This window comes from Pseudarthrobacter linnaei (assembly GCF_055412825.1).
In genome coordinates, this window is the sequence record NZ_JBVAYX010000019.1 from 38,910 (window position 1) to 60,472 (window position 21,563).

A 21,563-nucleotide genomic window follows, 5' to 3' on the forward strand; every position below is an offset into this window, starting at 1 on the left:
AGGACATCCACCCTGCCTAGTTCGCCGGGCACCGTCGTCATCCAAAGGACACCCACCATGAGCAACACCGGATCAACAGCTGCCGAGGGCCGGACCGCACGCATGGAACGGACCACCAGCGAGTCATCCGTGCTGGTCGAGATCAACCTGGACGGCACCGGCGTCTCGGACATCAGCACCTCGGTTCCGTTCTACGACCACATGCTGACGGCGCTAAGCAAGCACTCCCTGATCGACATGACGATCAAGGCCACCGGAGATACGCACATTGATGTCCACCACACGGTCGAGGATGTGGCCATTACCTTCGGCGAGGTCCTGCGCACTGCGCTCGGTAACAAAGCCGGGATCCGCCGCTTCGGGGAAGCCACGGTTCCCCTCGACGAGGCCCTCGCACAGGCCGTCGTCGACGTCTCCGGCCGCCCGTACCTCGTGCACGGCGGCGAGCCAGCCGGCCAGGAGTACCACCTGATCGGCGGACACTTCACCGGCTCCCTGACCCGCCACGTCTTCGAGGCGATCACCCTGCACGCCGGAATCTGCCTGCACATGAACGTCACCGCAGGCCGGGACCCGCACCACATTGTCGAGGCCCAGTTCAAGGCCTTCGCCCGCGCCCTGCGCGCCGCCGTCGAACCGGACCCCCGCGTCGAAGGCATCCCGTCGACCAAGGGTGCGCTGTGACCGGGAAGGTCCTGAAGGACGGCGCCATCATCGACCCCGGCGCCGGCCGGAAGCCGGCCTCACCCGAGGGCAAGCCCACCGTAACGGTCCTGGACTACGGCTCCGGCAACGTCCGTTCGGCCGTGCGTGCCCTCGAACGCGCCGGTGCCGAGGTCATCCTCAGTTCCCGGCCGGAGGATGTCCTCAACGCCGATGGCCTCGTGGTCCCCGGGGTCGGGGCGTTCGAGACCGTGATGCGCGAGCTCAAAGCCGTTGATGCCATCCGCATGATCGGCCGCCGCGTCGCCGGCGGCCGCCCCGTGCTGGCGATCTGCGTCGGCCTCCAGGTCCTCTTCGAGGCAGGCGTCGAGCACGGCACCGTAGCCGAAGGCATGGGGGAGTGGCCCGGAAAGGTCGAACTCCTTCCCGCCGACGTCGTCCCGCACATGGGCTGGAACACTGTGTCCGTCCCGGCGGGATCCAGGCTGTTCGCCGGTGTTGAGGACGAGCGCTTCTACTTCGTGCACTCCTACGGGGTCCAGCAGTGGGACTTCGACGTCATCCAGCCACGCATGACGGCGCCGCTGGTCACCTGGTCGGAACATGGTGCCCCGTTCATCGCCGCCGTGGAAAACGGCCCGCTGTGCGCCACGCAGTTCCACCCCGAGAAGTCCGGCGACGCCGGCGCGCGCCTGCTGCGCAACTGGGTGGAAGGGCTGCGGGACCGTGCCGGGACCGCGGCAGCGCCTGGCGCCGCCGCCACGGCAGCCGCAGGAAGCACGGCGGCCACGGCGGCCACAGCAGCCGCGGAAGCCACGGCAGCGCCTGCCGGCACCCCCGGGGCCCCGGAAGCCGGGACCGCCTAGATGTGGTCCATCGTTCTGATGGGGCTCGCCGGCCTGCTGGTCGGCGGAGCGCTGTCCTTCCGCCAGCAGAAGAGCCCGCGCTGGGTCCAGATCGTGTTCTACGTCCTGGCCGGGATGGCGCTGCTCGCTGCCTACCTCCTGACGCTGCCCGCCGCCTGACGCCCCGCAGCGCCCCCGACCACCTGCCGACCTGAAAACTGAGGATCCACGATGACCACTGAAACCCCGCTGCCCGTGCTGGAACTGCTGCCCGCCGTCGACGTCGTCAACGGCCAGGCCGTCCGCCTCGTCCAGGGCGAGGCCGGCAGCGAAACGAGCTACGGCACCCCCCTGGAAGCCGCGCTCAACTGGCAGCAGCAGGGGGCGGAGTGGGTCCACCTCGTTGACCTCGACGCCGCGTTCGGCCGGGGCTCCAACGCCGAACTGCTCCGCGAAGTGGTCGGCCGGCTCGATATCAAGGTGGAGCTCTCCGGCGGCCTGCGCGACGACGAGTCGCTCGAGAAGGCCCTCGACCTCGGGGTCGCCCGTGTGAACCTGGGCACCGCGGCCCTGGAAAACCCGGAATGGACGGCCCGGGTGATCGAGCGCTTCGGCGACAGGATCGCCGTCGGGCTGGATGTCCGCGGCACCACACTGGCCGGCCGCGGCTGGACCAGGGAGGGCGGTGACCTCTGGGACGTCCTCGGACGCCTCGAAGAGGCCGGCTGCGCCCGCTACGTCGTTACCGACGTCACCAAGGACGGGACCCTGCAGGGACCCAACGTCGAACTGCTGCGCCAGATGGTGGAGAAGACCGGCAAGCCGGTGGTCGCCTCCGGTGGGATCTCCAGCCTGGAGGACCTCCTGGTCCTGCGCTCCCTCGTGCCGCTTGGCGTCGAGGGCGCCATCGTCGGGAAAGCCCTCTACAACGGCAACTTCACCCTGCCCGAGGCCCTCGACGTCGCCGGCCGACGCTAGCGTTCCGCAACGTGGAGCACCGTCCCGCGCACGAGCGCGCAGCTGACCTTCCCGCCACGTCACGGCCGTTGCCCGGGCACATCGCGGCGGCCCTGGCCGGCGCGGGCGGAGCGGCGGACTCGGCGGGCCAGCCCTGGGCCGGACGCAGCCTGTCCGGCGACAACGCCAAAATTCACAATTTCGAGGACGACGACGGCGCGGCCGACCCCGGCTACCTCAGGGCGCTGGCGGCCCTCGCGGCCGGCGACGGCGACGAAGCCGCGGTGGTGGCCGCGCTGGCGACGGCGCGGGTCTTCGTCCCGATCCTGGCCACCCTCGCCGAAGAAGGCGACGGTGCCGGCGGCCTGCAGGCGGACAAACAGGCGGATATGGCCCTCGTGACGCTCAAGGCCCCGGACGGGCGGACGGCGATGCCTGTGTTCACCTCGGCCGCGTCGCTGCAGGCCTGGCACTCGGAGGCACGCCCCGTGGCCGTCTACGCTGCCCGCGCGGCGCTCTCCGCGGTCGCCGAGAACGCCGAACTGCTCGTGCTGGACCCGGGGTCGGCGGTGACCTTCGTGGTGCGCCGGCCCGCCGTGTGGGCCCTTGCCCAGCAGCGGGACTGGACGCCGTCGTACGCTGATCCCGAGCTCGCCCGGAGCCTTGGCGAGGCCGCGGCTGGCTTTCCCGCGGTCCGCCGTGTTGAAATTCATCCAGGCGGTGGAGTTGCCTCGCGTGCGGCCGATGGGACGCCGCTGCCGGGCGGGGGCTCCGGCCCGGAACTGCGCGTCACGCTCTACCTTGAAGACGGGCTGGACGCCGCCGGCGTCCAGTCCATCGTGTCCGGCCTCAACAGTGCCTGGACGCGGAATGAAGTATTTGCTGAGCGGGTTGACTCGATCGAGGTCAAATTGCAGCGCGCAGCACCATAGCTGACGGCCAGCGGGGGAGATCCTGGTGCTGCCGGGGGCAGTACCGGAAGGATGTAAGCCTGTGAACTTCGTGGTGTACCGGGAGCTGCTGGCCGTTCGGCCGATCAGGCGGCTCCTGCTGGTGGGGATGGTTGCCCGCATCCCGCACTCCGCGGCCGGGGTCCTGCTGACCCTGCACATCGTTCTCACCCTCGGGCAGGGTTACGCCGCGGCCGGGGCCGCGGCTGCCGTGATGACCATCGGCATTGCCGTCGGCGCCCCCTGGCGGGGCCGGCGCGTCGATACCGTCGGCCTGCGGCGTGCCCTCATTCCATCGGTCATTTCCGAGGCTGCCATCTGGTCGGTGGTACCGCACGTGTCCTACGAGCTGCTGCTGCCGCTGGTGTTCGTCGGCGGCCTGCTGACCCTGCCGATCTTCAGCGTTGTCCGACAGTCTCTCGGCGTCCTGGCCACGGGGGAGCAGCGGCGCACTGCCTTCGCCCTGGACGCGATCTCCACCGAACTGGTCTTTATGATCGGGCCCGCGGCGGGAGCACTCGTCGCGACCGCCGGACTCTCGGTCCTGGGACTGACCATTGTCGGCGTCGCCACGTCGGTGTCCGGGCTCTTCCTGATGTGGTTCAACCCGCCGACCCGCAGCGCCGGACCCGGCCCCGGGTCCAAGGCCTCGTCCGAGGCCGAGTCCGCTGCAATGTTCGAGGCAAGCCAGCAGGAAGCAGCCGAGGTTGCGGTGGTCGCCGCTGCCCCGGCCCACCTGCAGGAGGCTGCCGCAGAGTTCGCCCCGCTGGCCGCCGCCGGGGACAGGCGGCTGGAACGGGCCGGACTGCGGCACAAGGTCATCCATAATTTTCTCTGGTTCACCCCCGCGGTTGCCGCCGTCTTTGCCGTCGCCGCCGGGGCCGGCATGGTCCTCAGCGGCACCGATGTCGGCATCGTCGCCGCCCTCGAAACCGGCGGCCACCAGGCCGAGATCGGGCTGGTCTTCCTCTTCTGGTGCGGGGCCTCGGTGGTCGGCGGGGTGATCTACGGCGCCATGCACCGGCCCATCTCGCCGATCCTGCTGCTGCTGGGGATGTCCGCACTGAGCATTCCCATGGCTTTTGCGCAGGACACCTGGACCCTTAGCCTGCTCGCGCTCCTGCCGGGACTGCTGTGCGCGCCGGTGCTGTCGGCAGCCTCGGAGAAGGTCGCCGAACTCGTCGACGAGCGCCGCCGCGGCGAGGCGATGGGCTGGTACGGCTCGGCCCTCACCGGCGGCGTCGCGCTCGGCGCGCCGCTCGCCGGCGTGTTTATCGACGGCGTCGGTCCCTCGGCCGGATTCGTGGCCGTGGGGGTGGGCGGCGTCGCGCTGTGCCTGCTGGGGCTGGTGCTGCAGCACCGGCGCCGGCGGCGCCTCGCTGCAGCCTGAGGGGGCAGGTACGGGCACGGCCCTCAACCACGGGCCCTAAACGACGGCGGCGGGCGGACCGATGTGGTCCGCCCGCCGCCGTCGTGCCGCCGGAAATACTCTGTGCTTAGTTGACCGGGCCGGTGTACTTCTCGCCCGGGCCCTTCCCCGGCGCGTCCGGAATGATGGATTCCTCGCGGAAGGCCAGCTGCAGGGACCGCAGCCCGTCGCGCAACGGCCCGGCGTGCTGGGAGCCGATTTCCGGAGCTGCCGCGGTGACCAGGCCGGCCAGGGCCGTGATCAGCTTGCGGGCCTCGTCGAGGTCCTTGAGCTCCTCGGCGTTCTCCTCGGCGGCGAGGCCAAGCTTCACGGCGGCGGCGCTCATCAAGTGCACGGCGGCTGTGGTGATCACTTCGATCGCGGGCACCTCGGAGATGTCGCGGATCTGCTGTGAGACGTCGCCCTGGGCGCCGGAGGGCTCGTAAACGTGTGAATTGCTATCTGAAGTGCTCATGCTGGTAAGCTTGTCACAGACCGACTGATTGTCGTTATTTCGCTCCAGTTCTATTGTTTTTCAGTTTATGCTGACCTTCAGTAGTAGTGCAGCGGTCTACGGAACCCGTCCGCAACCGACATGCCCGTCATGCAGGTGCGCCGGACGGGATTCCTTCTGTAGAATCAACTTTCAGTTTGCAAGCGGAGTTCTCTCCCACCCGCGCCACCGCTCTCCTTCGGGAAGCTTCGCAAGAAGCAAGGTTGCCGGGTACCTGGTCGGGCATTCTTCCCGGGCGTCAGCCCTGGCAGGATGCATGCCGCCTCACACGAGGAAGGCAGTTCCGATCCTCGAGGCCTTCGATTGCTCCGGCAATTGGGGGCCTTCTCTTTTTGCCGGTGGAATACCCCTCACGAACACAGGAGCTTTGACATTAGCGAGCCAAGAATCAATGAGCGTATCCGCGTCCCCGAGGTGCGGCTGGTCGGCCCTGCAGGCGAGCAAGTAGGCGTTGTCCGTATTGAGGATGCCCTGCGTTTGGCTGCCGAGTCCGATCTTGATCTCGTTGAAGTTGCACCGCAGGCCAAGCCTCCGGTGTGCAAGCTGATGGACTTCGGCAAGTACAAGTACGAAGCCGCAGTCAAGGCACGTGAAGCCCGGAAGAACCAGACCAACACGGTCCTGAAGGAAATCCGCTTCCGCCTGAAGATCGACACCCACGACTACGAGACGAAGCGCGGCCACGCGCTCCGCTTCCTCGGCGCCGGTGACAAGGTCAAGGCCATGATCCAGTTCCGCGGGCGTGAGCAGCAGCGCCCCGAGATGGGCATCCGCCTGCTTCAGCGCTTCGCGGACGACGTCGCCGAAGTTGGCGTCGTGGAGTCCAGCCCGCGCATCGATGGCCGCAACATGGTCATGGTGGTCGGTCCCCTGAAGAACAAGGCAGAAGCCAAGGCAGAGGCCCGCCGCGCATCGCAGCGCGCGGAAGCCAAGGCCGAAAACGAAGCCAAGGCCTCGGGTGACGTCCGCGTTGACACGTCCGGCCCCGAAGCCCCCCTGACGCAGTCGCTCGCCGATCTGCTGCCGGAGGGCTACCAGGTCCGGACTGAGGCACCCGAAGCCGTGGTGACCGCAACGGAAGCTCCGGCAACGGAAGCCCCCGCTGAGGAAGCCGCTCCCGCCGTCGAGGTTCCGGCTGAAAAGGCTGAGGCCACCAAGGTCGAAGCCGCGAAGACCCCGGCCGTCGAGGCCAAGGTTGAGGACGCCCCGGCAGCGAAGGCTCCCGTCCAGGAAGCGCCGAAGCAGGAGGCCCCCAAGGCTCCCAGGGCCGCTCCGAAGCGCGAGGCCCCGAAGACTGAGGCTCCGAAGGCCGCCGCCAAGCCGGCAGTAGCCAAGGCGCCCGCAGCGCCCAGGGCCGCCGCGAAGGCTCCGGAAGCCGCGAAGGCTCCCGAAGCTGAAAAGGCCGCTCCGGCGGCAGCACCGAAGCCGGTTGCTGCACCGAAGCCGGTGCCGCGTCCCGCGGCGCCGAAGCCTGCTGCACGGCCGGCTGCCCCGAAGGCCGCCGCCAAGCCGGGCACCAAGAAGACCAACTAGTTCAGGGCTGCCGGACAGCAATGTCCGGCAGCAAGCAACCAGCACGCCGCCCGCAGGGGCGGCTGCACGAAAGACTGCAGACCCTGTCTGCGGATACGTAAGGAGATCGGTTCCCATGCCGAAGATGAAGACCCACAGTGGTGCTAAGAAGCGCTTCAAGCTGACCGGCAGCGGCAAGCTGCGCCGCCAGCAGGCCAACCGCCGCCACTACCTCGAGCACAAGTCCTCCAGGCTGACGCGCCGCCTCGCCGGCGACAAGATCGTCTTCAAGGGCGACGCCAAGGTCATCCGGAAGATGCTCGGCATCTAAGTTCCAAGTTCTCTGACTGTTAGCCACCTGGCAACAGTCAACTACCAAAAAGGCTTCTCAGGCCAGCCGGTTGTTCCGGCAGTAGACGCTTGGGATCAGAATTCTGAAGGAGTACGCACGTGGCACGTGTGAAGAGGGCGGTCAACGCCCACAAGAAGCGCCGGGTTATCCTTGAACGCGCAAAGGGCTACCGTGGACAGCGTTCACGCCTGTACCGCAAGGCCAAAGAGCAGCTGCTGCACTCGTTTGTGTACAGCTACGGCGACCGCAAGAAGAAGAAGGGCGACTTCCGTCGCCTGTGGATCCAGCGCATCAATGCTGCATCTCGCGCCAATGGCCTGACCTACAACCGTCTGATCCAGGGCCTGAAGGCCGCTGAGGTCGAGGTTGACCGCCGGATGCTGGCCGAGCTGGCCGTCTCAGACGCCAACGCCTTCGCCGCGCTGGTCAAGATCGCCAAGGACTCGCTGCCCGCCGACACTTCGGCTCCGGCCGTTCAGGCTGAGGCTGCACCGGCTGCCGAGAAGCCGGCCGCCAAGAAGGCCGCCGCCAAGAAGCCGGCTGCCAAGAAGGCCGCCGACAAGGCTGCCGAGTAGCACCTGTAGTCGTTCGATAACGACGTCGTTCAGGAACCGGCTGGAAAGCTACTAAGGTTCTTGTATGAACGAAACCGGGCGCCCGCAAGATGTTTTACTTTCCAACCCCCGAGCTGATCGGGTGAGGAAGGTGGCACAGCTTGCCGGGCGCCCGGCCCGTTTAAAGCGCAGCGAGTTCCTGGCGGAGGGCCCGCAGGCTGTCCGGGAGGCCCTGGTCCTGAACCAGAAAAGGATTGCGGCGGGGGAGCCCGGCATCGTCTATGAGGTCTACGCGAGCGAGGCCTGCCTCGACCGGCATCCGGACCTGGAGACGCTCGCGGAGGGCACCACCGCGTTCCTCGCCACCGACGAAGTGCTGGCTGCGATGGCGGACACGGTCACCCCGCAGGGCATTCTGGCGGTCTGCGGGTTCTTGGACGTGAGTCTTGAACAGGTACTCGACGCCGGTCCGCGGCTGGTGGCCGTGCTGTGCCAGGTCCGCGATCCCGGCAACGCCGGCACCGTGCTCCGGGCAGCCGACGCGGCCGGCGCGGACGCCGTCATTTTGACCGCATCCAGCGTGGACATCTACAACCCCAAGGCCGTGCGCTCGACGGCGGGTTCCCTCTTCCACCTGCCCGTGGTGCTCGGCGCCGAAGTCGAAGAGATCGTAGCCCGCTGCAAGGAACGCGGCATCGGGGTCCTCGCCGCCGACGGCGACGGGGAACTGAACCTGGACCGGCTCCAGGACCAGAACGCGGCCCGGCGGCTGGGCGCACCGCCCCGCGAGTCCGCGTACGCGCTGGAAAACCCAACCGCCTGGCTGTTCGGCAACGAGGCGCAGGGCCTCGCCGAGGAGGAACTCGCCCTGGCGGACCACCGGGTGGCTGTGCCCGTCTACGGAGCGGCTGAAAGCCTCAACCTGGGCACTGCGGCAACGGTCTGCCTCTACGCCAGCGCCCGCTCACAGCAGGACGGCGCAACCAACCCGGCCGGCTGATCTGCTCAGGGGTTTCCCGCAGTCGCCCGGCACTTGGCACAAGGGTACGGCTGTTAGAAAAGTGCGGCGGGGGTCCACCTAGAGGTGGGCCCCCGCCGTCGTCCATGCGCAGTTAATTGGTCTTTTTGCGTCCTGTGATGGCGCCGTAGACAAGGGCGACCACCAGGCCGCCGACAATGGCCAGAAGCCAGGAACCGAGGTTCCAGAATTCCATCTTGCCGCCGCCAAAGAGCAGGTCGCCGATCCAGCCGCCGACAACTGCACCGACAACGCCGAGCACGAGGCTGGTGACCCAGCCGCCGCCGACCCTGCCAGGCATAACTGCCTTGACGATTGCACCTACTATGAGTCCGAGAATGATCCAGCCAAGAAAGCCCATTACTCCTCCTACATATCGTCGGCATCCAAATGGTGGATCCCGATTATGGCTTCAAGCTAACATAGGCCTGTTTGCTTGTCAGCAGGATCACACCCAATCGTTATCTGCCCGGTGACCTGCGCTGTTGCGGGCCAATCCGGGCGCCTCACCTTGTCGGGGCGGCTCCGGGTACGGCGCTCCGGGGGGCCGATAACGGGTACGGTATTCCTTGTGGGCGCAGGCAACGGCCGGAGTCCACCGCCCGGTCGTACCCCTAAGGAGAAGCTCTCTTGGCTGCAAATGGCGGTACCAAGGCGATTGTTGCGGCTCTCGCCGCCAACCTGACCATCGCCGTCCTGAAATTCGTCGCGTATTTCCTGACCTTTTCCTCATCGATGCTGGCCGAAGCGATCCACTCGCTCGCCGACTCCGGCAACCAGATCCTGCTGCTCGTGGGCGGCAAGCGGGCCAAGCGGGCGGCGAGTCCGGAGCATCCGTTCGGCTACGGACGTGAGCGTTACATCTACGCCTTCATCGTCTCGATTGTGCTGTTCAGCGTGGGCGGCCTCTTTGCCCTGTACGAGGCATGGGGCAAGCTCCAGCACCCGCACGCCATCGAAGGTGCGTTCTGGTGGGTCCCGCTCGCCGTGCTCATCGGAGCCATCATCGCTGAGTCCTTCTCGTTCCGGACCGCGATCATCGAATCCAACCACGTCCGCGGCAATCAGAGCTGGGTCAAATTCATCCGCAGCGCCAAACAGCCGGAGCTGCCGGTCATCCTCCTCGAAGACCTCGGCGCCCTGGTCGGCCTGGTGTTCGCGCTCTTCGGCGTGAGCATGACGCTGATCACCGGGAACGGCATCTGGGATGCCCTGGGTACGGCGATGATCGGCTTCTTGCTGGTGGCCATCGCCGCCGTGCTGGCCGTGGAAACAAAGTCCCTGCTGCTCGGCGAATCGGCCACCAAGGACGACGTCGCCAAGATCCGGGCGGCCATCGAGTCCGACGGCACCTCGATCATCCACCTCAAGACCCTGCACCTGGGCCCGGAGGAACTGCTGGTCGCGGCCAAGATCAGCATCGGCCGTTCAGAGACGGGCCAGGACATCGCCACAGCGATCGACGGCGCCGAGACCCGGATCCGCGAGGCGGTGCCGATCGCCCGGGTCATCTACCTCGAACCGGACGTTCAGCGCGTCAGCACCCCGTAGCGGGAGCTTGTGCACCACCACGGGTTGTGAGGGCCGCCGGCCGGTAGCCGCAGTTGCCGGCTACCGGACCAGCGGCCTCTTGCGTTCCACCAGTCCGCTGATGAGGGCGACGCCGAGGCCCAGGACGGCCAGCCCGGCCCCGACCAGGGCCGGTGCGACGTAGCCCCACCCCCAGGCGATGACGAGGCCGCCGAGGAAGGCGCCCAAAGCGTTGGCGACGTTGAGGGCCGCATGGTTGAGTGAGGAGGCCAGCGAGGGGGCATCCGGGGAAGCATCCAGCAACCGGGTCTGCAGCGCAGGGACCAGCAGCGCACCGGCGGCGCCGACAACGAAGACCATCACGTAGGCGGACCACGGCCAGTGCACGGCCACGGCGTAGACCACGAGGGCCACGGCAATGCCCGGCAGTACCCAGTAGATCGTTCCCATCACGGACTTGTCCGCGATCCGGCCGCCGACGATGTTGCCGACCACCATGCCCAGCCCGTAGAGGGCGACGACCAGCGGGAGCCAGGCCGCGGGAATGCCCGCAACGGAGGTCATGGTGTGGGCGATGTAGGTGTAGGTGGCGAAGAAGCCGCCGAAACCGACAATGCCGATCAGGATCGCCAGCCAGACCTGGAGCCGTTTGAGGGCACCCAGTTCGCGGCGGAAACTCGCATCAGCGTGCGGCTTCTGGAACGGAAGGAACTTCCAGAGCATCACCAGGGTGAGGATGCCGATGACGCCCACCAGCAGGAACAGCAGCCGCCAGCCATACGCCTGGCCCAGCCAGGTGCCAAAGGGAACGCCGATGACGTTGGAGACGGTCAGGCCGGCCATGACCATTGAAATGGCCCAACCACGTTTGGTCGGTGCGACCAGTGACGCCGCGATCACGGCCGCGACGCCAAAGAAGGCTCCGTGGGGCAGCCCGGCGGCGAAGCGCGACACCAGCATGGTTCCGTAGTCGGGGGCGATAAATGACGTCAGGTTCGCGATGCTGAAAAACAGCATAAGCCCCAGCGCCAGGTACTTCCGCGGCATCTTCGCACCGACTGCGGCCAGCACCGGGGCCCCGATCACCACGCCGAGGGCGTAGGCGGAAATCAGGTGGCCTGCCTCCGGCGTGCTGATGTTGAGCCCTAGCTCCACCTCCTTGAGCAGACCCATCATGGTGAACTCCGTCGTGCCGATGCCGAATCCGCCCATGGCAAGGGAAACGATGGCAAGGGCAACATGGCGGGTGCCGGTTTTTGGCGTCGCCGGGGCTTGCGTGTTGATAGTCATTCGTCTGCTTTTCGGTGACGTTCCCGGCCGGAGCCAGGAGAATGCGGCAAATTAAATCTGATGTGTGGTCTGAGGTGTGTAACGGGGCAGGCCCGCTCGGTATTCCGGGTACTCAGGACGGCGGCTCCCATCCATTCTCCCCTAAGCAGGCAGCGCCCCTGAATATGTGCCAGTGATTCGATCTTGGTCCGGCCACTTGCCCCGCCGTGGCGGGAGCGCCGCCCGCCACCGCATCAGCGGGTGCTCACCACCGGATGGCCCGGACGCTCCTGAGGGGGAGGGCAGGGGTGCTGCCAGAGATCAGCGTGTGCTGCTGCCAGTGCCTATGCCGCGGCCCTGACAAATTTCAAGCAGACACTTCAGCCTGGTGTCACGGTGGGGCAGATCGATTCGGCAAGGGATCAGGTCGTGGAGACATACGACGATGTGATCAATGCCAGCAAGGACGTAGCGAGGGACGAGGTAGACGCCGTTAAGGCGGCTGAAGACAAGTTCGACAGAGCCGTCAAAGCTGTTCCTGACGATGCCACCCTGACCCAGGCGGTCAACACCCCTGCGGGACGAAACAGCTAACGTCCAGGCCGCGGTCCGCGACCTCCGGACAGCGGCCAACTGCTAAGGCCCGCGGGTTTTCCGGGTCACGCGCCGTTGGCTGCATGCCCGCCACGCGCGGCGTTAGCGTGCCGCCCCCGCTGACAGCAGGAACGTGAGAATGAGATCGCGGGAAAACCTCTGGGATACCGGCCCGGTAACACCCTGAAATACTCTGAGGCGCCGGGACCCTGATCAATGCCGGGAACTCCACGGTCTGGGCCGGTCATTCGCCGACTACGTCAGCCGTCAAGAAACGCGTCGAACGCCTCGGCAGACACGAAGCCGAGATCCCGCTCCGCCGGGCCGGCCATGGCACAAGTCGCGCGAGCGCTCAGGCCGGATGAGTGCCCGCGAAACGTCAACCCGGTGGCGACCGCTCCTTCCACGACCGGCGCAACGGGGGCAAGAAAGAGGCGCCAGCGACGCCCATTCGCGCTGTGCAGATGCTCTTCTCCCCAAGCCGCCCCATGCTTCCGGGCGGCCCAAGTCACGCGACCTGTCTCGATGTACTGACCGGAGAGGTTGATTGAGTGACTCACTCGCCCCTACCGTGCGCCGGTCTGGCGTTCGCTGGGGGTTCGCCAACCTCGTGGATGGTATGGCCGCCGCAAGCCGTCTTGGTTACGCTGGCTCGCTCGATGCGCGAGACGGTAAACCATCGCATTGCGTTGCGCAGTCGGCACCACCCAACTAGGTACCACTGGCCGTTCGTGGAGGCGAACAGCACTGGCTCAACGTCGCGGGTGGTCGTGGTCTCGTCTCTCGATGTGTAGCGAATGCGGATCACTCGCTGCTCGGCCATCGCCTCCTCCAGTGCCGACTTGATTGCGCGCGAAGAGGAGGGAAGCGCGTTGACCCAGACGCGGTGGGCCAGCTTGTCGGCTCGTGCTCTGGTTTTGGGATCGAGGACGTCCAGGATCTTCTGGATACCTGCTGCTGCCAGATCGGCGTAGGGGGCATCAGGTGCAGCGGACACGGCTGCCATGAGCGCCACGGCCTGCGCTGGGGACAGGCTGACAGGCGGCAGGGACGCGCCTATAGCCAACCCGTAGCCACCGCCCGGACCTGGGCGAGACCATATAGGCGCACCGCTGTTCTCTAACGCATCGAGGTCCCTCTTAATTGTGCGCACGGATACCTCGAACTCTCTCGCCAACCGTTCGGCGGAAACCCCCCGCGCGCCGCTGCGGCGCAACATCTCGGATAGAGCATGGAGCCGTTCGACTCGCTTCACAGTTCAAACCCCGGCAAATTCATGACATAAATAGTGACACACCCTTGTCCGTAGTGCCTGCGAGGGTAGTGACATGACAACTACGACAAGCAGTCCGACCATCATTCTCATCGCCGGCCACTGGCTGGGCGCTTGGGCGTGGGATGAAGTCCTTGCACACCTGACAACCGACCACTCTCGTGCAATCGCGATGACACTGCCCGGCCTCGACGGGGACGATCCCGAGCGTGCGGCCAAGACTCTCGACGATCAAGCCGCAGCGGTCCTGGACGTCCTCACTCAACTCGGGGTCTCCGAGAATCAGCCCGCAACTCTCGTCGCCCACAGTGGGGCGAACGCCCCCGTCAGCCTCGTCCTTGACCGACACCCTGAGCTTGTCCATCGAGTGGTGTGGGTCGATTCCGGCCCTGTGGCGACGGGAAGCGCCTTCGCCCCAGACATCCCGGAGGAGTTGGAGGAGCTTCCGCTGCCGTCCCTCGACGTCCTCGCACAGCAGGCGAGCCTCGAAGGCCTGAGCGCAGAAGTCCTCGAGCGTTTTCGGGCCCGGGCCGTCCCTGAGCCCGGCCCCGTGCTTCGTCAGCCCGTCGAGCTCACGAACGATGCCCGCCGCAAGGTCCGGACCACCCTGGTGTGCTGCTCGATCCCGAGCGCGCAGGTGCTGGAGCTGGCCCGCGCAGGCCATGCCATGTTTGCCGAAGTCGCGAACATCGAGCAACTCGACGTCATTGACCTCCCGACGGGGCATTGGCCGATGTGGAGCCGTCCCCGCGACCTCGCCAAGGCCATTCAGTCAGCGGCTTCTCGAGCCAACTGAACCGCACGTACCTGAAGGGGTCAGCCGAATCCGGCTGGCCCCTTTCCGTCTCCGAGGGAATTCATAACACACCCAAACGCCGCTCTCACACCACGCCACCGGCTGAAGGTCGCCTGCCTCGTCCTCGATGACGGTTGGCCCGATCAGCGAAGTTGCCGCCCGATTCCAGGTCTCGTGGCCCACGGTCAAGAGATGGGTCGAGCGATACCGGGTAGGCCAGTCGATGCAAGACCGATCCTCGCGGCCACACCACTCGCCGAACAAAACCAGCGCGAAGACCAGTCGCCGTTGCATCACCCTTCGTTTGCGTCTCCGCGAGGGACCCGTTCAGTTGGCTTTCCGTTTGGGAATTGCCCCGTCGACGGTTCATCGCATCCTCACCCCAGTTCACTTGAACCGCCGGTGGCGTGTCGACCGTGCTACCGGTGAACCCATCCGTCGATACGACCACGACCATCCCGGCTCCATGATCCATGTAGATGTGAAAAAGGCTCGGCAACATCCCCGACGGCGGAGGCTGGCGCTACGTCGGCCGCCGAAAAAGCGGGAAGAACCGCGCCAAGACACCCGGCAAGCCGCGCAATAGACGCAACGACCCACTTCTGGGCGACGCCTACGTCCACACCGTCATCGACGATCACTCCCGCGTCGCCTGCGCCGAAATCCACGATGACGAAACCGCCTAAACTGCCACAGCGGTGCTCGTCCGGGCTGTCGAGTGGTTCAACCAGCGGGGCCTCACCGTCGAGCGGGTTCTGTCTGACAACGGGGGCGCCTGCCGCTCACACTTGTGGCGGGACCCATGCGCCGAACTTGAAATCAAGCGCAAGCGCACCCGCCCGTATCGCCCACAGACGAACGGCGGGATCGAGCGCTTCCACCGCACCCTGGCCGACGGCTGGGCCTAGGCCCGCTGCTATACCTCCGGGGCTGAGCGTCGTGGGGAGCTACATGGCTGACTGCACCACTACAACCATCACCGACCCCACACCGCGTGCGGCAGCCAGCCGCCCTTCTCACGATTGATCAGCGTGTCCGGTCAGTACATCTAGACTTGGGGGCGTGACTGGACTTATCAGCGTCGTCGGCGGCGCCGTACTGGATTCCCTGGCCCAACCCGGCCGGCTGCTCGTGGCGCGGCGGACGGCGCCCCCGCACTTCGCGGGCATGTGGGAGTTTCCCGGCGGTAAGGTCGAGTCCGGCGAGACGGGCGAGCAGGCCCTGCACCGTGAGCTTCTCGAGGAACTTGGCGTGACCATCCGGCTCGGCGCCGAACTGGACTGCGGATCCGTCGACGGTTGGCCGCTCAATGAGCGGGCGGCGATGCGGGTGTGGTTCGCGGAGTTGCTCGACGGCGTTCCCCACCCCCTCCAGGATCACGATGAGCTGCGCTGGATCAACCTCCGGGACCGCGACGAGGTGCTGGGCCTGGCATGGATCCCGGCTGACCTGCCGATCGTCGAGGCGCTGCTGGAAAGGCTGCCGGTCCCGGAATCCCCGGCCGTTTCCGCGAACTGAGCCAAGCTTTCAGGCCGCCGGGCCACCCCACCTCTCGCCAAAGCGTGAAGCATGTGACTACGCTGGGGCGAATCGAGAGGAGCAACCGTGCAGGTCGGTGTCAGACGGGAGCAGCGTGCAGGGGAGCGCCGGGTTGCCGCCACACCGGAGACCGTGCAGCAACTCAGGGCCCTGGGCCTGGACGTGGCAGTGGAAAGCGGGGCGGGCGCCGAAGCCGGCTACGGGGACGCCGCCTTCGCTGCGGCCGGGGCGTCGATCGTTCCGGAGCTGACCGCCGAATCCCTGGATGTCCTGCTGCACGTCCGGCCGCTCGAGCCGGAGACCGCCGGGCGGCTCCGGCCCGGCACCATCACGATCGGGTTCGCCTCCCCGGGCTCCGAACTGCCCGGCGTGGGCTCCCTCGCCGCCGCCGGTGTCACCTCCTTCGCACTGGAGCTGGTGCCGCGGATCTCCCGGGCACAGTCGATGGACGCGCTCAGTTCCCAATCGCTGGTCTCCGGCTATCGCGCCGTCCTGGAGGCCGCCCTGCGCTATCCGCGGTTCTTCCCGCTCTACATGACGGCCGCCGGAACCATCCCGCCCGCACGGGTGCTCATCCTGGGTGCCGGCGTCGCCGGGCTGCAGGCTATCGGCACTGCGAAACGCCTGGGCGCTCGGGTCTCCGCCAACGACATCCGCGCGGCATCCGCCGACGAGGTCGCCTCGATGGGCGGCACGTTCATCCACTTGGATCTCGACACTCGAACTGCGGGCACGTCCGCTGAGGGCGGCGGCGGCTACGCCCGTGAGCTTGGCGAGGACCGGGCCACACGCCAGCGCGCCCTGCTGGCCCCCCATGTCGCGGCGGCGGATGTCCTCATCACCACGGCGGCCATCCCCGGCCGGGCCGCACCTCTGCTCGTGACGACGGATATGGTGGCCGGCATGCGGGCCGGTTCGGTCGTCGTCGACCTGGCCGCCGAATCCGGCGGAAACGTCGAAGGAGTCATCGCCGGCCGGGATCTCCAGGTCCCGGTGGACGGCGGATCCGTGACCCTGGTGGGCCTGCAGGACGCCGCCTCCGCGATGCCTTCCGATGCTTCCCGGCTGTTCGCCAAGAACGTCGCAAACCTGCTGGCCCTGATGACCGCCGACGGCAAGGTGGTCCCGGACTTCGACGACGAAGTTGTCGCCGGGGCCTGCCTGACCCACGGCGGCTTCGTGCGGCATGCCGCCACCGCCGAAGCACTGGAGGCACTCAAATGATGGATCCGATCACGCTGCTGACCGTGGTGGTGCTCGCCGTTTTCGTAGGTTTCGAAGTCGTCTCCAAGGTGACCAGCAAGCTGCATACCCCGCTGATGTCCGGTGCCAACGCCATCCACGGCATCATCCTGGTGGGGGCCATCATCGTGGCCGGGCAGGCCAGTGACCCGTGGCTGCTGACGGTAGCCCTTGCAGCCGTGGTGCTGGCAACTGTCAACCTGGTCGGCGGATTCGTCGTCACGGACCGGATGCTGGAGATGTTCGGCGGCCGGAAGCCGCCCCGGGCCCGCGCCGGCGCGGGGGAGGACGGTAAATGAGCGTCCTCGGCCCGGGATGGACCGCCCTGTTCTACCTGGTGGCCGCCGTCTGCTTCATCCTCGCGCTGAAGGGCCTAAGCTCTCCCCGGACCGCCCGGCGGGGCAACACCATCGGTGCGGCCGGCGCCCTCGTGGCCGTGGTCACGGTGTTCCTCTCCGCGAAACTGGAGAGCATCCCGCTGATCATCGCCGCGGTCGCCGTTGGGTCCGCCGTGGCCGTCCCGGTGGCCCGGCGCGTGCAGATGACCCAGATGCCGCAACTGGTGGCTTTGTTCAACGGCGTCGGCGGCGGCGCCGCCGCACTCGTGGCCATGCTGGAACTCGGCCACAGCGAGGACCCCTGGGTCCGGCTGGCCGTGGTGTTCACCATGCTGGTCGGCGCGGTGTCCTTTGCCGGTTCGGCCGTGACCGTCGGCAAGCTGCAGGAGCTGATCAGCACCCGCCCCCTGCTCTTCCCCGGCATGCCGGTGCTGATGGGCGCCGTGGTGCTCGGCGCCGTCGTATCCGGCGGCTTTGTTGTGGCCACCGGGTCGGTGGGCTGGGCCGTGGCGCTGCTGGTACTGGGCCTGGTGGCGGGGCTCCTGCTGGTGCTGCCCGTCGGCGGGGCCGACGTTCCGATCGTGATCTCCCTGCTCAACGCCTTCACCGGCCTCGCGGTCGGCGCCTCCGGCATCGTGCTCGGCAATGTGCTGCTGGTGGTGGCCGGCACGCTCGTCGGGGCCAGCGGTACGATCCTGACCAAGGTGATGGCGGCCGCCATGGGCCGCGGCGTGGCGGGCATCATGTTCGGCGCCTTCCGGGGCGGCTCGACGGCGGGATCCACCGTGCAGAGCGACCGGCCGGTGCGCTCCTCCTCGCCCGAGGACGTCGCCGTCCAGCTCGGCTATGCGCAGCGGGTCGTGATCGTCCCCGGGTACGGACTCGCCGTGGCACAGGGCCAGCACACCATAGCCGAGCTCGCCACGGCCCTGGCGGCCCGCGGCGTTGAAGTGGTCTTTGCCATCCACCCGGTGGCCGGGCGGATGCCGGGGCACATGAACGTCCTCCTCGCGGAAGCCAACGTTCCCTATGAGGCGCTGAAGGAGCTCGAGGAAGCCAACCCGGAGTTCCCGAACACCGACGTGGCGCTCATCGTGGGCGCCAACGACGTGGTCAATCCTGCCGCCAAGTCCACGCCCGGGGCACCGATCTACGGCATGCCGATCCTGGAGGTGGCCCAGGCCGGCCAAGTGGTCTTCCTGAAGCGCTCCATGCGGCCGGGCTTCGCCGGGATCGAGAACGAGCTGCTGTTTGATCCGAAGACCACTCTCCTGTTTGGAGACGCCAAGGATTCGCTCACCCGGGTCCTGGGCGCCGTGAAAGCGCTGTAGGCAGCCCTCGAGCCGTCTGGATAGCCCTCGGTCTGGGTAGTCCTCCAGCCGTTTGGATAGCCCTCGAGCCTTTTGGGTAGCCCTCCAGCCTTCCAGGCAGCCCTCGGAAACCCCCTAGAAAAGGGTGGGCTGCGCGGCATCGCTTGCGGCCCGCTCGCCGCCGGGGTGTGGGGCCACCTCGGGAATGCTGCCGGCCGGGTACTGCGCTTCCTCGTCCCGGGGATCATGGCTGCCGGGGTCGTCGTTGAGGCCGCGGTGGCTGAAGCCCTGCGATCCGGAGAAGCCATGGCGGGCCTTGAAGTAGCGGATGCGTCCGGACAGCCAGGCCCGGTACTCCGGGGACGCATAGGAGCCGGTGCCGTACAGCCGCCGGTACTTGCCGGCGAGCTGTGGATGTTCCCGGGCGATCCACTGCATGAACCATTCCCGGGTTCCGGGCTTGAGGTAGAGGGCGCCCGCGGTGACGCCGGTGGCGCCCGCCGCAGCGAGGGAGCCGAACAGGGAATCCAGGGCCTCGTCGCTGTCCGATAGCCAAGGCAGGATGGGCATGGCCATCACCCCGCACGGCAGCCCCGCTTCCCGGAGCCTTGTGATCAGCTTGAGGCGTGCACGCGGACCGGGTGTGCCGGGCTCTACGGCTTCGGAGAGGTGCTCGTCCGTCATCGCCAGCGAGATGCCCACCCCGACGGGCACCTGGGCGGCGGCATGCTTCAGGATTGGGATGTCCCGGGCCAGCAGCGTGCCCTTGGTCAGGATCGACAGCGGAGTGCCGGAATCGGCCAGGGCCCCGATGATGCCCGGCATGAGCTGGTAGCGGCCCTCGGCCCGCTGGTAGGGATCCGTGTTGGTGCCAAGGGCCACATGCTGCCGCCCCCAGGAGGGCTTGGCCAGTTCCCGGCGCAGGACCTCGGCGGCGTTGATCTTCACCACCACCTGGCTGTCAAAGTCCAGCCCGGCGTCGAAGTCTAGGTAGGTGTGGCTCTTCCGGGCAAAGCAGTAGACGCAGGCATGGCTGCAGCCGCGGTAAGGGTTGATGGTCCACTCGAACGGCATCCGCGAACCGGCGACCACTTTGTTGAGCACCGATTTGGCGGTGACCTCATGAAAAGTGACGCCGGCAAACTCGGGGGTGGTCACGGAACGCACCAGCCCGATCAGGGGCAGCAGGGGATCGGTAGCCGGGGCGGACGGGGACGCGCTCCCGCCAGCAGGCGTGGTGACACCCGCTGTGCTGCGTCTTTGGGCCTTGTCCAGGGGGGCCGCGTCTGCGGGCCCCCGTTTAAGTGCTTGTGCGTCCCATCTCATGGCTCTATTCGAATGTATGTTCTAGTATAAGTCAAGGACCACGGCGGTGGCCCCGGACCGTCACGGACCTCCCTGCGGCGACGCCGGAACCAAGGTGATCTCCCCGCTGGGCGTCATAGGGCGGGAGGATGTCTCGGCGACACACCGCGCGGACGATGCTTAGTGACAAGCAAGGGAACCCAGCCAACCGGTTCCGGCAGGGGATACCCCAGGAGCGTAATGGCGAACTGAATGAACGCCAGAACCAAGCCCATGGCTGCCGCCGGCTTCCAGTTGCCGAGCCATAGTCCCAGGTCGGACAGTGGCCGCCCGCGGGTGACGGTATAGAAAACAGGACCCGCGACGCCCGGTACCAGCCCTGTACCAAAACAAAGAAACAGGCCCAGGGCGTTCGTAACAGTGAAAACGGTAAAGGCCACGCGGAACAGGGCGACGACCGCGGGATAGAGGGCAGCCACCACGGCGAGATCAAGGTCTGTCGATTCCCTGCCGCCGCCAGGCCGCGGGGCCGGACATCACGGCCAGCATGAGCGCCGAAGCGGGCACCACCAGACCGTCGAGCGTCAGGTCAAGGACAGCCGGCAACAACATCGCTGTGACCAGCCACGGGCACCACATCCAGATGCGCCAGTTTTGAACTGTCCACACCTTCATCAGGGCCGTCTTTTTGCATCAATTTCAGTCGAAACCAGCAGTCCGCTGTCGGAAGAGGCCTTTGCCGACTGCGCTGAGGGGTCCCGAATCACGCACGGGTCGCGTCCAGACTGGCCCTTCCGAATTCAGTCGAAATCCTGTGGCGTCGAAGGTGATCTTTGGTTCAACGCCGATTTGACCGCCATTTGCACACACCCGTTACTGCCGTCCTGCCGCACGGCAGTCCTCCTTGTTAGGCTGAGGCGATGATTCTCCTGACAGGCTTCGAGCCCTTCGGCGGTGAAAGCACCAACCCATCGTGGTCGGCGGCGCGGGAGACCGCGGCCCGGCTCCGGGCCGAGGGGCTCGATGCCCAGGCCGTGGAGCTGCCCTGCGTCTTTGGGGACGCGGTCCGCGTGCTGGAAGCGGCGCTGGAGCAGTTCCGCCCTCACCTGGTGATCTGTGCGGGCCAGGCCGGCGGACGGTCCAGCGTCTCGCTGGAACGGATCGCGATCAACTGCGACGACGCGCGGATCCCGGACAATGCCGGCTACGCCCCCGTGGACCAGCCGGTGGTCAGCGGTGGACCGGCCGCGTACTTCAGCACCCTTCCGGTGAAGGCGGCGCTCGCGGCCCTTCTGGCTGCGGGGATCCCCGCCGAGGTATCCCAGACCGCCGGCACCTACGTCTGCAACCACGTCTTCTACGGGCTGATGCACGCCCTGCGGCTTCGGCCCGAAACCCGGGGCGGCTTTGTTCACGTTCCCTACGAGCCGGCCCAGCTGCCGCCCGGGAGCACGGATCCGGCGCTGCCGCGCGAACAGCTGGCAGAGGCGCTCGCCGTCGTCGCCCGCACCGCCCTGGCGACGACCGTGGACCTCAGGATCGCCGCCGGCGCCACGCGCTAGCGGCACCGCACCCTGCCTGTCCAGGACCCTGA

Annotated in this window: 25 protein-coding genes and 1 pseudogene; 19 read left to right on the plus strand and 7 right to left on the minus strand. The window is 67.2% G+C overall.

Going from position 1 to position 21,563, the window contains the following annotated elements; all coding sequences use genetic code 11:
• Positions 1–57 precede the first annotated feature (57 nt).
• The 6 genes from hisB to ACZYZ3_RS14985 all read left to right on the plus strand — a co-directional run bounded on the left by hisB (position 58) and on the right by ACZYZ3_RS14985 (position 4,805).
• Positions 58–684, plus strand: coding sequence for an imidazoleglycerol-phosphate dehydratase HisB (gene hisB / locus ACZYZ3_RS14960; RefSeq protein WP_463964600.1), 627 nt, complete (start codon positions 58–60; stop codon positions 682–684).
• The gene (gene hisH / locus ACZYZ3_RS14965) at positions 681–1,529 is read left to right on the plus strand and encodes an imidazole glycerol phosphate synthase subunit HisH (RefSeq protein ID WP_463964601.1); all 849 of its coding nucleotides are present in this window, start codon (positions 681–683) and stop codon (positions 1,527–1,529) included. Before hisB ends, hisH begins: the two co-directional genes overlap by 4 nt.
• A complete protein-coding gene (locus ACZYZ3_RS14970; protein WP_186329225.1) occupies positions 1,530–1,688 on the plus strand; it encodes a CG2302 family histidine operon protein in 159 nt (52 codons plus the stop codon).
• 51 nt (positions 1,689–1,739) lie between these two features.
• Positions 1,740–2,486 carry a bifunctional 1-(5-phosphoribosyl)-5-((5-phosphoribosylamino)methylideneamino)imidazole-4-carboxamide isomerase/phosphoribosylanthranilate isomerase PriA gene (gene priA / locus ACZYZ3_RS14975; RefSeq protein WP_463964602.1) on the plus strand — a complete coding sequence of 249 codons (747 nt, stop codon included), beginning with the start codon at positions 1,740–1,742 and terminating at the stop codon, positions 2,484–2,486.
• Between the two features lie 11 nt (positions 2,487–2,497).
• On the plus strand, positions 2,498–3,397 hold the full coding sequence (locus ACZYZ3_RS14980) for an SseB family protein (RefSeq protein ID WP_463964603.1): 900 nt from the start codon (positions 2,498–2,500) through the stop codon (positions 3,395–3,397).
• Positions 3,398–3,458: 61 nt separating this feature from the next.
• Positions 3,459–4,805 carry an MFS transporter gene (locus ACZYZ3_RS14985; RefSeq protein WP_463964604.1) on the plus strand — a complete coding sequence of 449 codons (1,347 nt, stop codon included), beginning with the start codon at positions 3,459–3,461 and terminating at the stop codon, positions 4,803–4,805.
• Between the two features lie 106 nt (positions 4,806–4,911).
• Here the strand turns inward: ACZYZ3_RS14985 and ACZYZ3_RS14990 are convergent, their stop codons facing one another.
• On the minus strand, positions 4,912–5,298 hold the full coding sequence (locus tag ACZYZ3_RS14990; RefSeq protein ID WP_463964605.1) for a DUF1844 domain-containing protein: 387 nt from the start codon (positions 5,296–5,298) through the stop codon (positions 4,912–4,914).
• A 453-nt stretch (positions 5,299–5,751) separates the two neighbouring features.
• On the opposite strand from ACZYZ3_RS14990, the gene infC reads away from it, so the two are divergent.
• The 4 genes from infC (at position 5,752) to ACZYZ3_RS15010 (ending at position 8,755) form a co-directional block, all read left to right on the plus strand.
• Positions 5,752–6,870: a translation initiation factor IF-3 gene (infC, locus tag ACZYZ3_RS14995; RefSeq protein WP_463964606.1), complete on the plus strand. Its 1,119-nt coding sequence runs from the start codon at positions 5,752–5,754 to the stop codon at positions 6,868–6,870.
• A 115-nt stretch (positions 6,871–6,985) separates the two neighbouring features.
• Positions 6,986–7,180, plus strand: coding sequence for a 50S ribosomal protein L35 (gene rpmI, locus ACZYZ3_RS15000; RefSeq protein ID WP_009358635.1), 195 nt, complete (start codon positions 6,986–6,988; stop codon positions 7,178–7,180).
• A gap of 119 nt (positions 7,181–7,299) precedes the next feature.
• Positions 7,300–7,776, plus strand: coding sequence for a 50S ribosomal protein L20 (rplT, locus tag ACZYZ3_RS15005; RefSeq protein WP_463964607.1), 477 nt, complete (start codon positions 7,300–7,302; stop codon positions 7,774–7,776).
• Between the two features lie 64 nt (positions 7,777–7,840).
• Positions 7,841–8,755, plus strand: a complete 915-nt coding sequence (locus ACZYZ3_RS15010) for a TrmH family RNA methyltransferase (RefSeq protein ID WP_463964608.1) — start codon at positions 7,841–7,843, stop codon at positions 8,753–8,755.
• Between the two features lie 112 nt (positions 8,756–8,867).
• Here ACZYZ3_RS15010 and ACZYZ3_RS15015 read toward each other — a convergent pair whose 3' ends face one another.
• On the minus strand, positions 8,868–9,134 hold the full coding sequence (locus tag ACZYZ3_RS15015; protein WP_463964609.1) for a GlsB/YeaQ/YmgE family stress response membrane protein: 267 nt from the start codon (positions 9,132–9,134) through the stop codon (positions 8,868–8,870).
• 269 nt (positions 9,135–9,403) lie between these two features.
• Here ACZYZ3_RS15015 and ACZYZ3_RS15020 point away from each other — a divergent pair, with 269 nt between their 5' ends.
• Positions 9,404–10,324: a cation diffusion facilitator family transporter gene (locus tag ACZYZ3_RS15020; protein WP_463964610.1), complete on the plus strand. Its 921-nt coding sequence runs from the start codon at positions 9,404–9,406 to the stop codon at positions 10,322–10,324.
• 60 nt (positions 10,325–10,384) lie between these two features.
• Here ACZYZ3_RS15020 and ACZYZ3_RS15025 read toward each other — a convergent pair whose 3' ends face one another.
• Positions 10,385–11,593, minus strand: a complete 1,209-nt coding sequence (locus tag ACZYZ3_RS15025; protein ID WP_463964611.1) for an MFS transporter — start codon at positions 11,591–11,593, stop codon at positions 10,385–10,387.
• 408 nt (positions 11,594–12,001) lie between these two features.
• On the opposite strand from ACZYZ3_RS15025, the gene ACZYZ3_RS15030 reads away from it, so the two are divergent.
• The gene (locus ACZYZ3_RS15030; RefSeq protein WP_463964612.1) at positions 12,002–12,166 is read left to right on the plus strand and encodes a hypothetical protein; all 165 of its coding nucleotides are present in this window, start codon (positions 12,002–12,004) and stop codon (positions 12,164–12,166) included.
• Between the two features lie 556 nt (positions 12,167–12,722).
• On the opposite strand, the gene ACZYZ3_RS15035 is transcribed toward ACZYZ3_RS15030, so the two are convergent.
• Positions 12,723–13,421: a helix-turn-helix transcriptional regulator gene (locus ACZYZ3_RS15035; protein ID WP_463964613.1), complete on the minus strand. Its 699-nt coding sequence runs from the start codon at positions 13,419–13,421 to the stop codon at positions 12,723–12,725.
• A gap of 73 nt (positions 13,422–13,494) precedes the next feature.
• Here ACZYZ3_RS15035 and ACZYZ3_RS15040 point away from each other — a divergent pair, with 73 nt between their 5' ends.
• The 6 genes and pseudogenes from ACZYZ3_RS15040 (at position 13,495) to ACZYZ3_RS15065 (ending at position 18,685) form a co-directional block, all read left to right on the plus strand.
• Positions 13,495–14,235: an alpha/beta fold hydrolase gene (locus ACZYZ3_RS15040; RefSeq protein ID WP_463964614.1), complete on the plus strand. Its 741-nt coding sequence runs from the start codon at positions 13,495–13,497 to the stop codon at positions 14,233–14,235.
• A gap of 63 nt (positions 14,236–14,298) precedes the next feature.
• Positions 14,299–15,287: pseudogene (locus ACZYZ3_RS15045) on the plus strand (IS481 family transposase).
• Positions 15,288–15,297: 10 nt separating this feature from the next.
• Positions 15,298–15,753, plus strand: a complete 456-nt coding sequence (locus tag ACZYZ3_RS15050; protein WP_463964615.1) for a (deoxy)nucleoside triphosphate pyrophosphohydrolase — start codon at positions 15,298–15,300, stop codon at positions 15,751–15,753.
• Positions 15,754–15,840: 87 nt separating this feature from the next.
• Positions 15,841–16,998, plus strand: a complete 1,158-nt coding sequence (locus ACZYZ3_RS15055; protein ID WP_463964616.1) for a Re/Si-specific NAD(P)(+) transhydrogenase subunit alpha — start codon at positions 15,841–15,843, stop codon at positions 16,996–16,998.
• Complete coding sequence (locus ACZYZ3_RS15060; RefSeq protein WP_463964633.1) at positions 16,998–17,315, plus strand: NAD(P) transhydrogenase subunit alpha part 2; 318 nt, start codon at positions 16,998–17,000, stop codon at positions 17,313–17,315. Before ACZYZ3_RS15055 ends, ACZYZ3_RS15060 begins: the two co-directional genes overlap by 1 nt.
• The gene (locus ACZYZ3_RS15065; protein ID WP_463964617.1) at positions 17,312–18,685 is read left to right on the plus strand and encodes an NAD(P)(+) transhydrogenase (Re/Si-specific) subunit beta; all 1,374 of its coding nucleotides are present in this window, start codon (positions 17,312–17,314) and stop codon (positions 18,683–18,685) included. The genes ACZYZ3_RS15060 and ACZYZ3_RS15065 overlap by 4 nt, the downstream gene beginning before the upstream one ends.
• A 114-nt stretch (positions 18,686–18,799) precedes the next feature.
• Here the strand turns inward: ACZYZ3_RS15065 and ACZYZ3_RS15070 are convergent, their stop codons facing one another.
• From ACZYZ3_RS15070 to ACZYZ3_RS15080, 3 genes are all read right to left on the minus strand, one after another.
• Entirely contained in the window at positions 18,800–19,990 is a 1,191-nt protein-coding gene (locus ACZYZ3_RS15070; RefSeq protein ID WP_463964618.1) for an Rv2578c family radical SAM protein, read from the minus strand.
• Between the two features lie 113 nt (positions 19,991–20,103).
• Entirely contained in the window at positions 20,104–20,448 is a 345-nt protein-coding gene (locus tag ACZYZ3_RS15075; RefSeq protein ID WP_463964619.1) for a hypothetical protein, read from the minus strand.
• A gap of 10 nt (positions 20,449–20,458) precedes the next feature.
• The gene (locus ACZYZ3_RS15080; RefSeq protein WP_463964620.1) at positions 20,459–20,644 is read right to left on the minus strand and encodes a hypothetical protein; all 186 of its coding nucleotides are present in this window, start codon (positions 20,642–20,644) and stop codon (positions 20,459–20,461) included.
• A 245-nt stretch (positions 20,645–20,889) separates the two neighbouring features.
• Between ACZYZ3_RS15080 and pcp the strand changes: the two genes are divergently transcribed.
• Positions 20,890–21,531, plus strand: coding sequence for a pyroglutamyl-peptidase I (gene pcp, locus ACZYZ3_RS15085; protein ID WP_463964621.1), 642 nt, complete (start codon positions 20,890–20,892; stop codon positions 21,529–21,531).
• Positions 21,532–21,563: the final 32 nt, after the last annotated feature.

What these genes read in the sequence shown, in the direction of transcription:
- ACZYZ3_RS14990 (WP_463964605.1), bottom strand. Translation starts at nt 5,298, where the DNA reads ATGAGCACTTCAGATAGCAATTCACACGTTTACGAGCCCTCCGGCGCC.
- priA (WP_463964602.1), top strand. Translation starts at nt 1,740, where the DNA reads ATGACCACTGAAACCCCGCTGCCCGTGCTGGAACTGCTGCCCGCCGTC.
- ACZYZ3_RS15080 (WP_463964620.1), bottom strand. Translation starts at nt 20,644, where the DNA reads ATGAAGGTGTGGACAGTTCAAAACTGGCGCATCTGGATGTGGTGCCCG.
- ACZYZ3_RS15010 (WP_463964608.1), top strand. Translation starts at nt 7,841, where the DNA reads ATGAACGAAACCGGGCGCCCGCAAGATGTTTTACTTTCCAACCCCCGA.
- pcp (WP_463964621.1), top strand. Translation starts at nt 20,890, where the DNA reads ATGATTCTCCTGACAGGCTTCGAGCCCTTCGGCGGTGAAAGCACCAAC.
- rpmI (WP_009358635.1), top strand. Translation starts at nt 6,986, where the DNA reads ATGCCGAAGATGAAGACCCACAGTGGTGCTAAGAAGCGCTTCAAGCTG.
- ACZYZ3_RS15040 (WP_463964614.1), top strand. Translation starts at nt 13,495, where the DNA reads ATGACAACTACGACAAGCAGTCCGACCATCATTCTCATCGCCGGCCAC.
- hisB (WP_463964600.1), top strand. Translation starts at nt 58, where the DNA reads ATGAGCAACACCGGATCAACAGCTGCCGAGGGCCGGACCGCACGCATG.
- ACZYZ3_RS15060 (WP_463964633.1), top strand. Translation starts at nt 16,998, where the DNA reads ATGGATCCGATCACGCTGCTGACCGTGGTGGTGCTCGCCGTTTTCGTA.
- ACZYZ3_RS15025 (WP_463964611.1), bottom strand. Translation starts at nt 11,593, where the DNA reads ATGACTATCAACACGCAAGCCCCGGCGACGCCAAAAACCGGCACCCGC.
- ACZYZ3_RS15015 (WP_463964609.1), bottom strand. Translation starts at nt 9,134, where the DNA reads ATGGGCTTTCTTGGCTGGATCATTCTCGGACTCATAGTAGGTGCAATC.
- ACZYZ3_RS14970 (WP_186329225.1), top strand. Translation starts at nt 1,530, where the DNA reads ATGTGGTCCATCGTTCTGATGGGGCTCGCCGGCCTGCTGGTCGGCGGA.
- ACZYZ3_RS15070 (WP_463964618.1), bottom strand. Translation starts at nt 19,990, where the DNA reads ATGAGATGGGACGCACAAGCACTTAAACGGGGGCCCGCAGACGCGGCC.
- ACZYZ3_RS15065 (WP_463964617.1), top strand. Translation starts at nt 17,312, where the DNA reads ATGAGCGTCCTCGGCCCGGGATGGACCGCCCTGTTCTACCTGGTGGCC.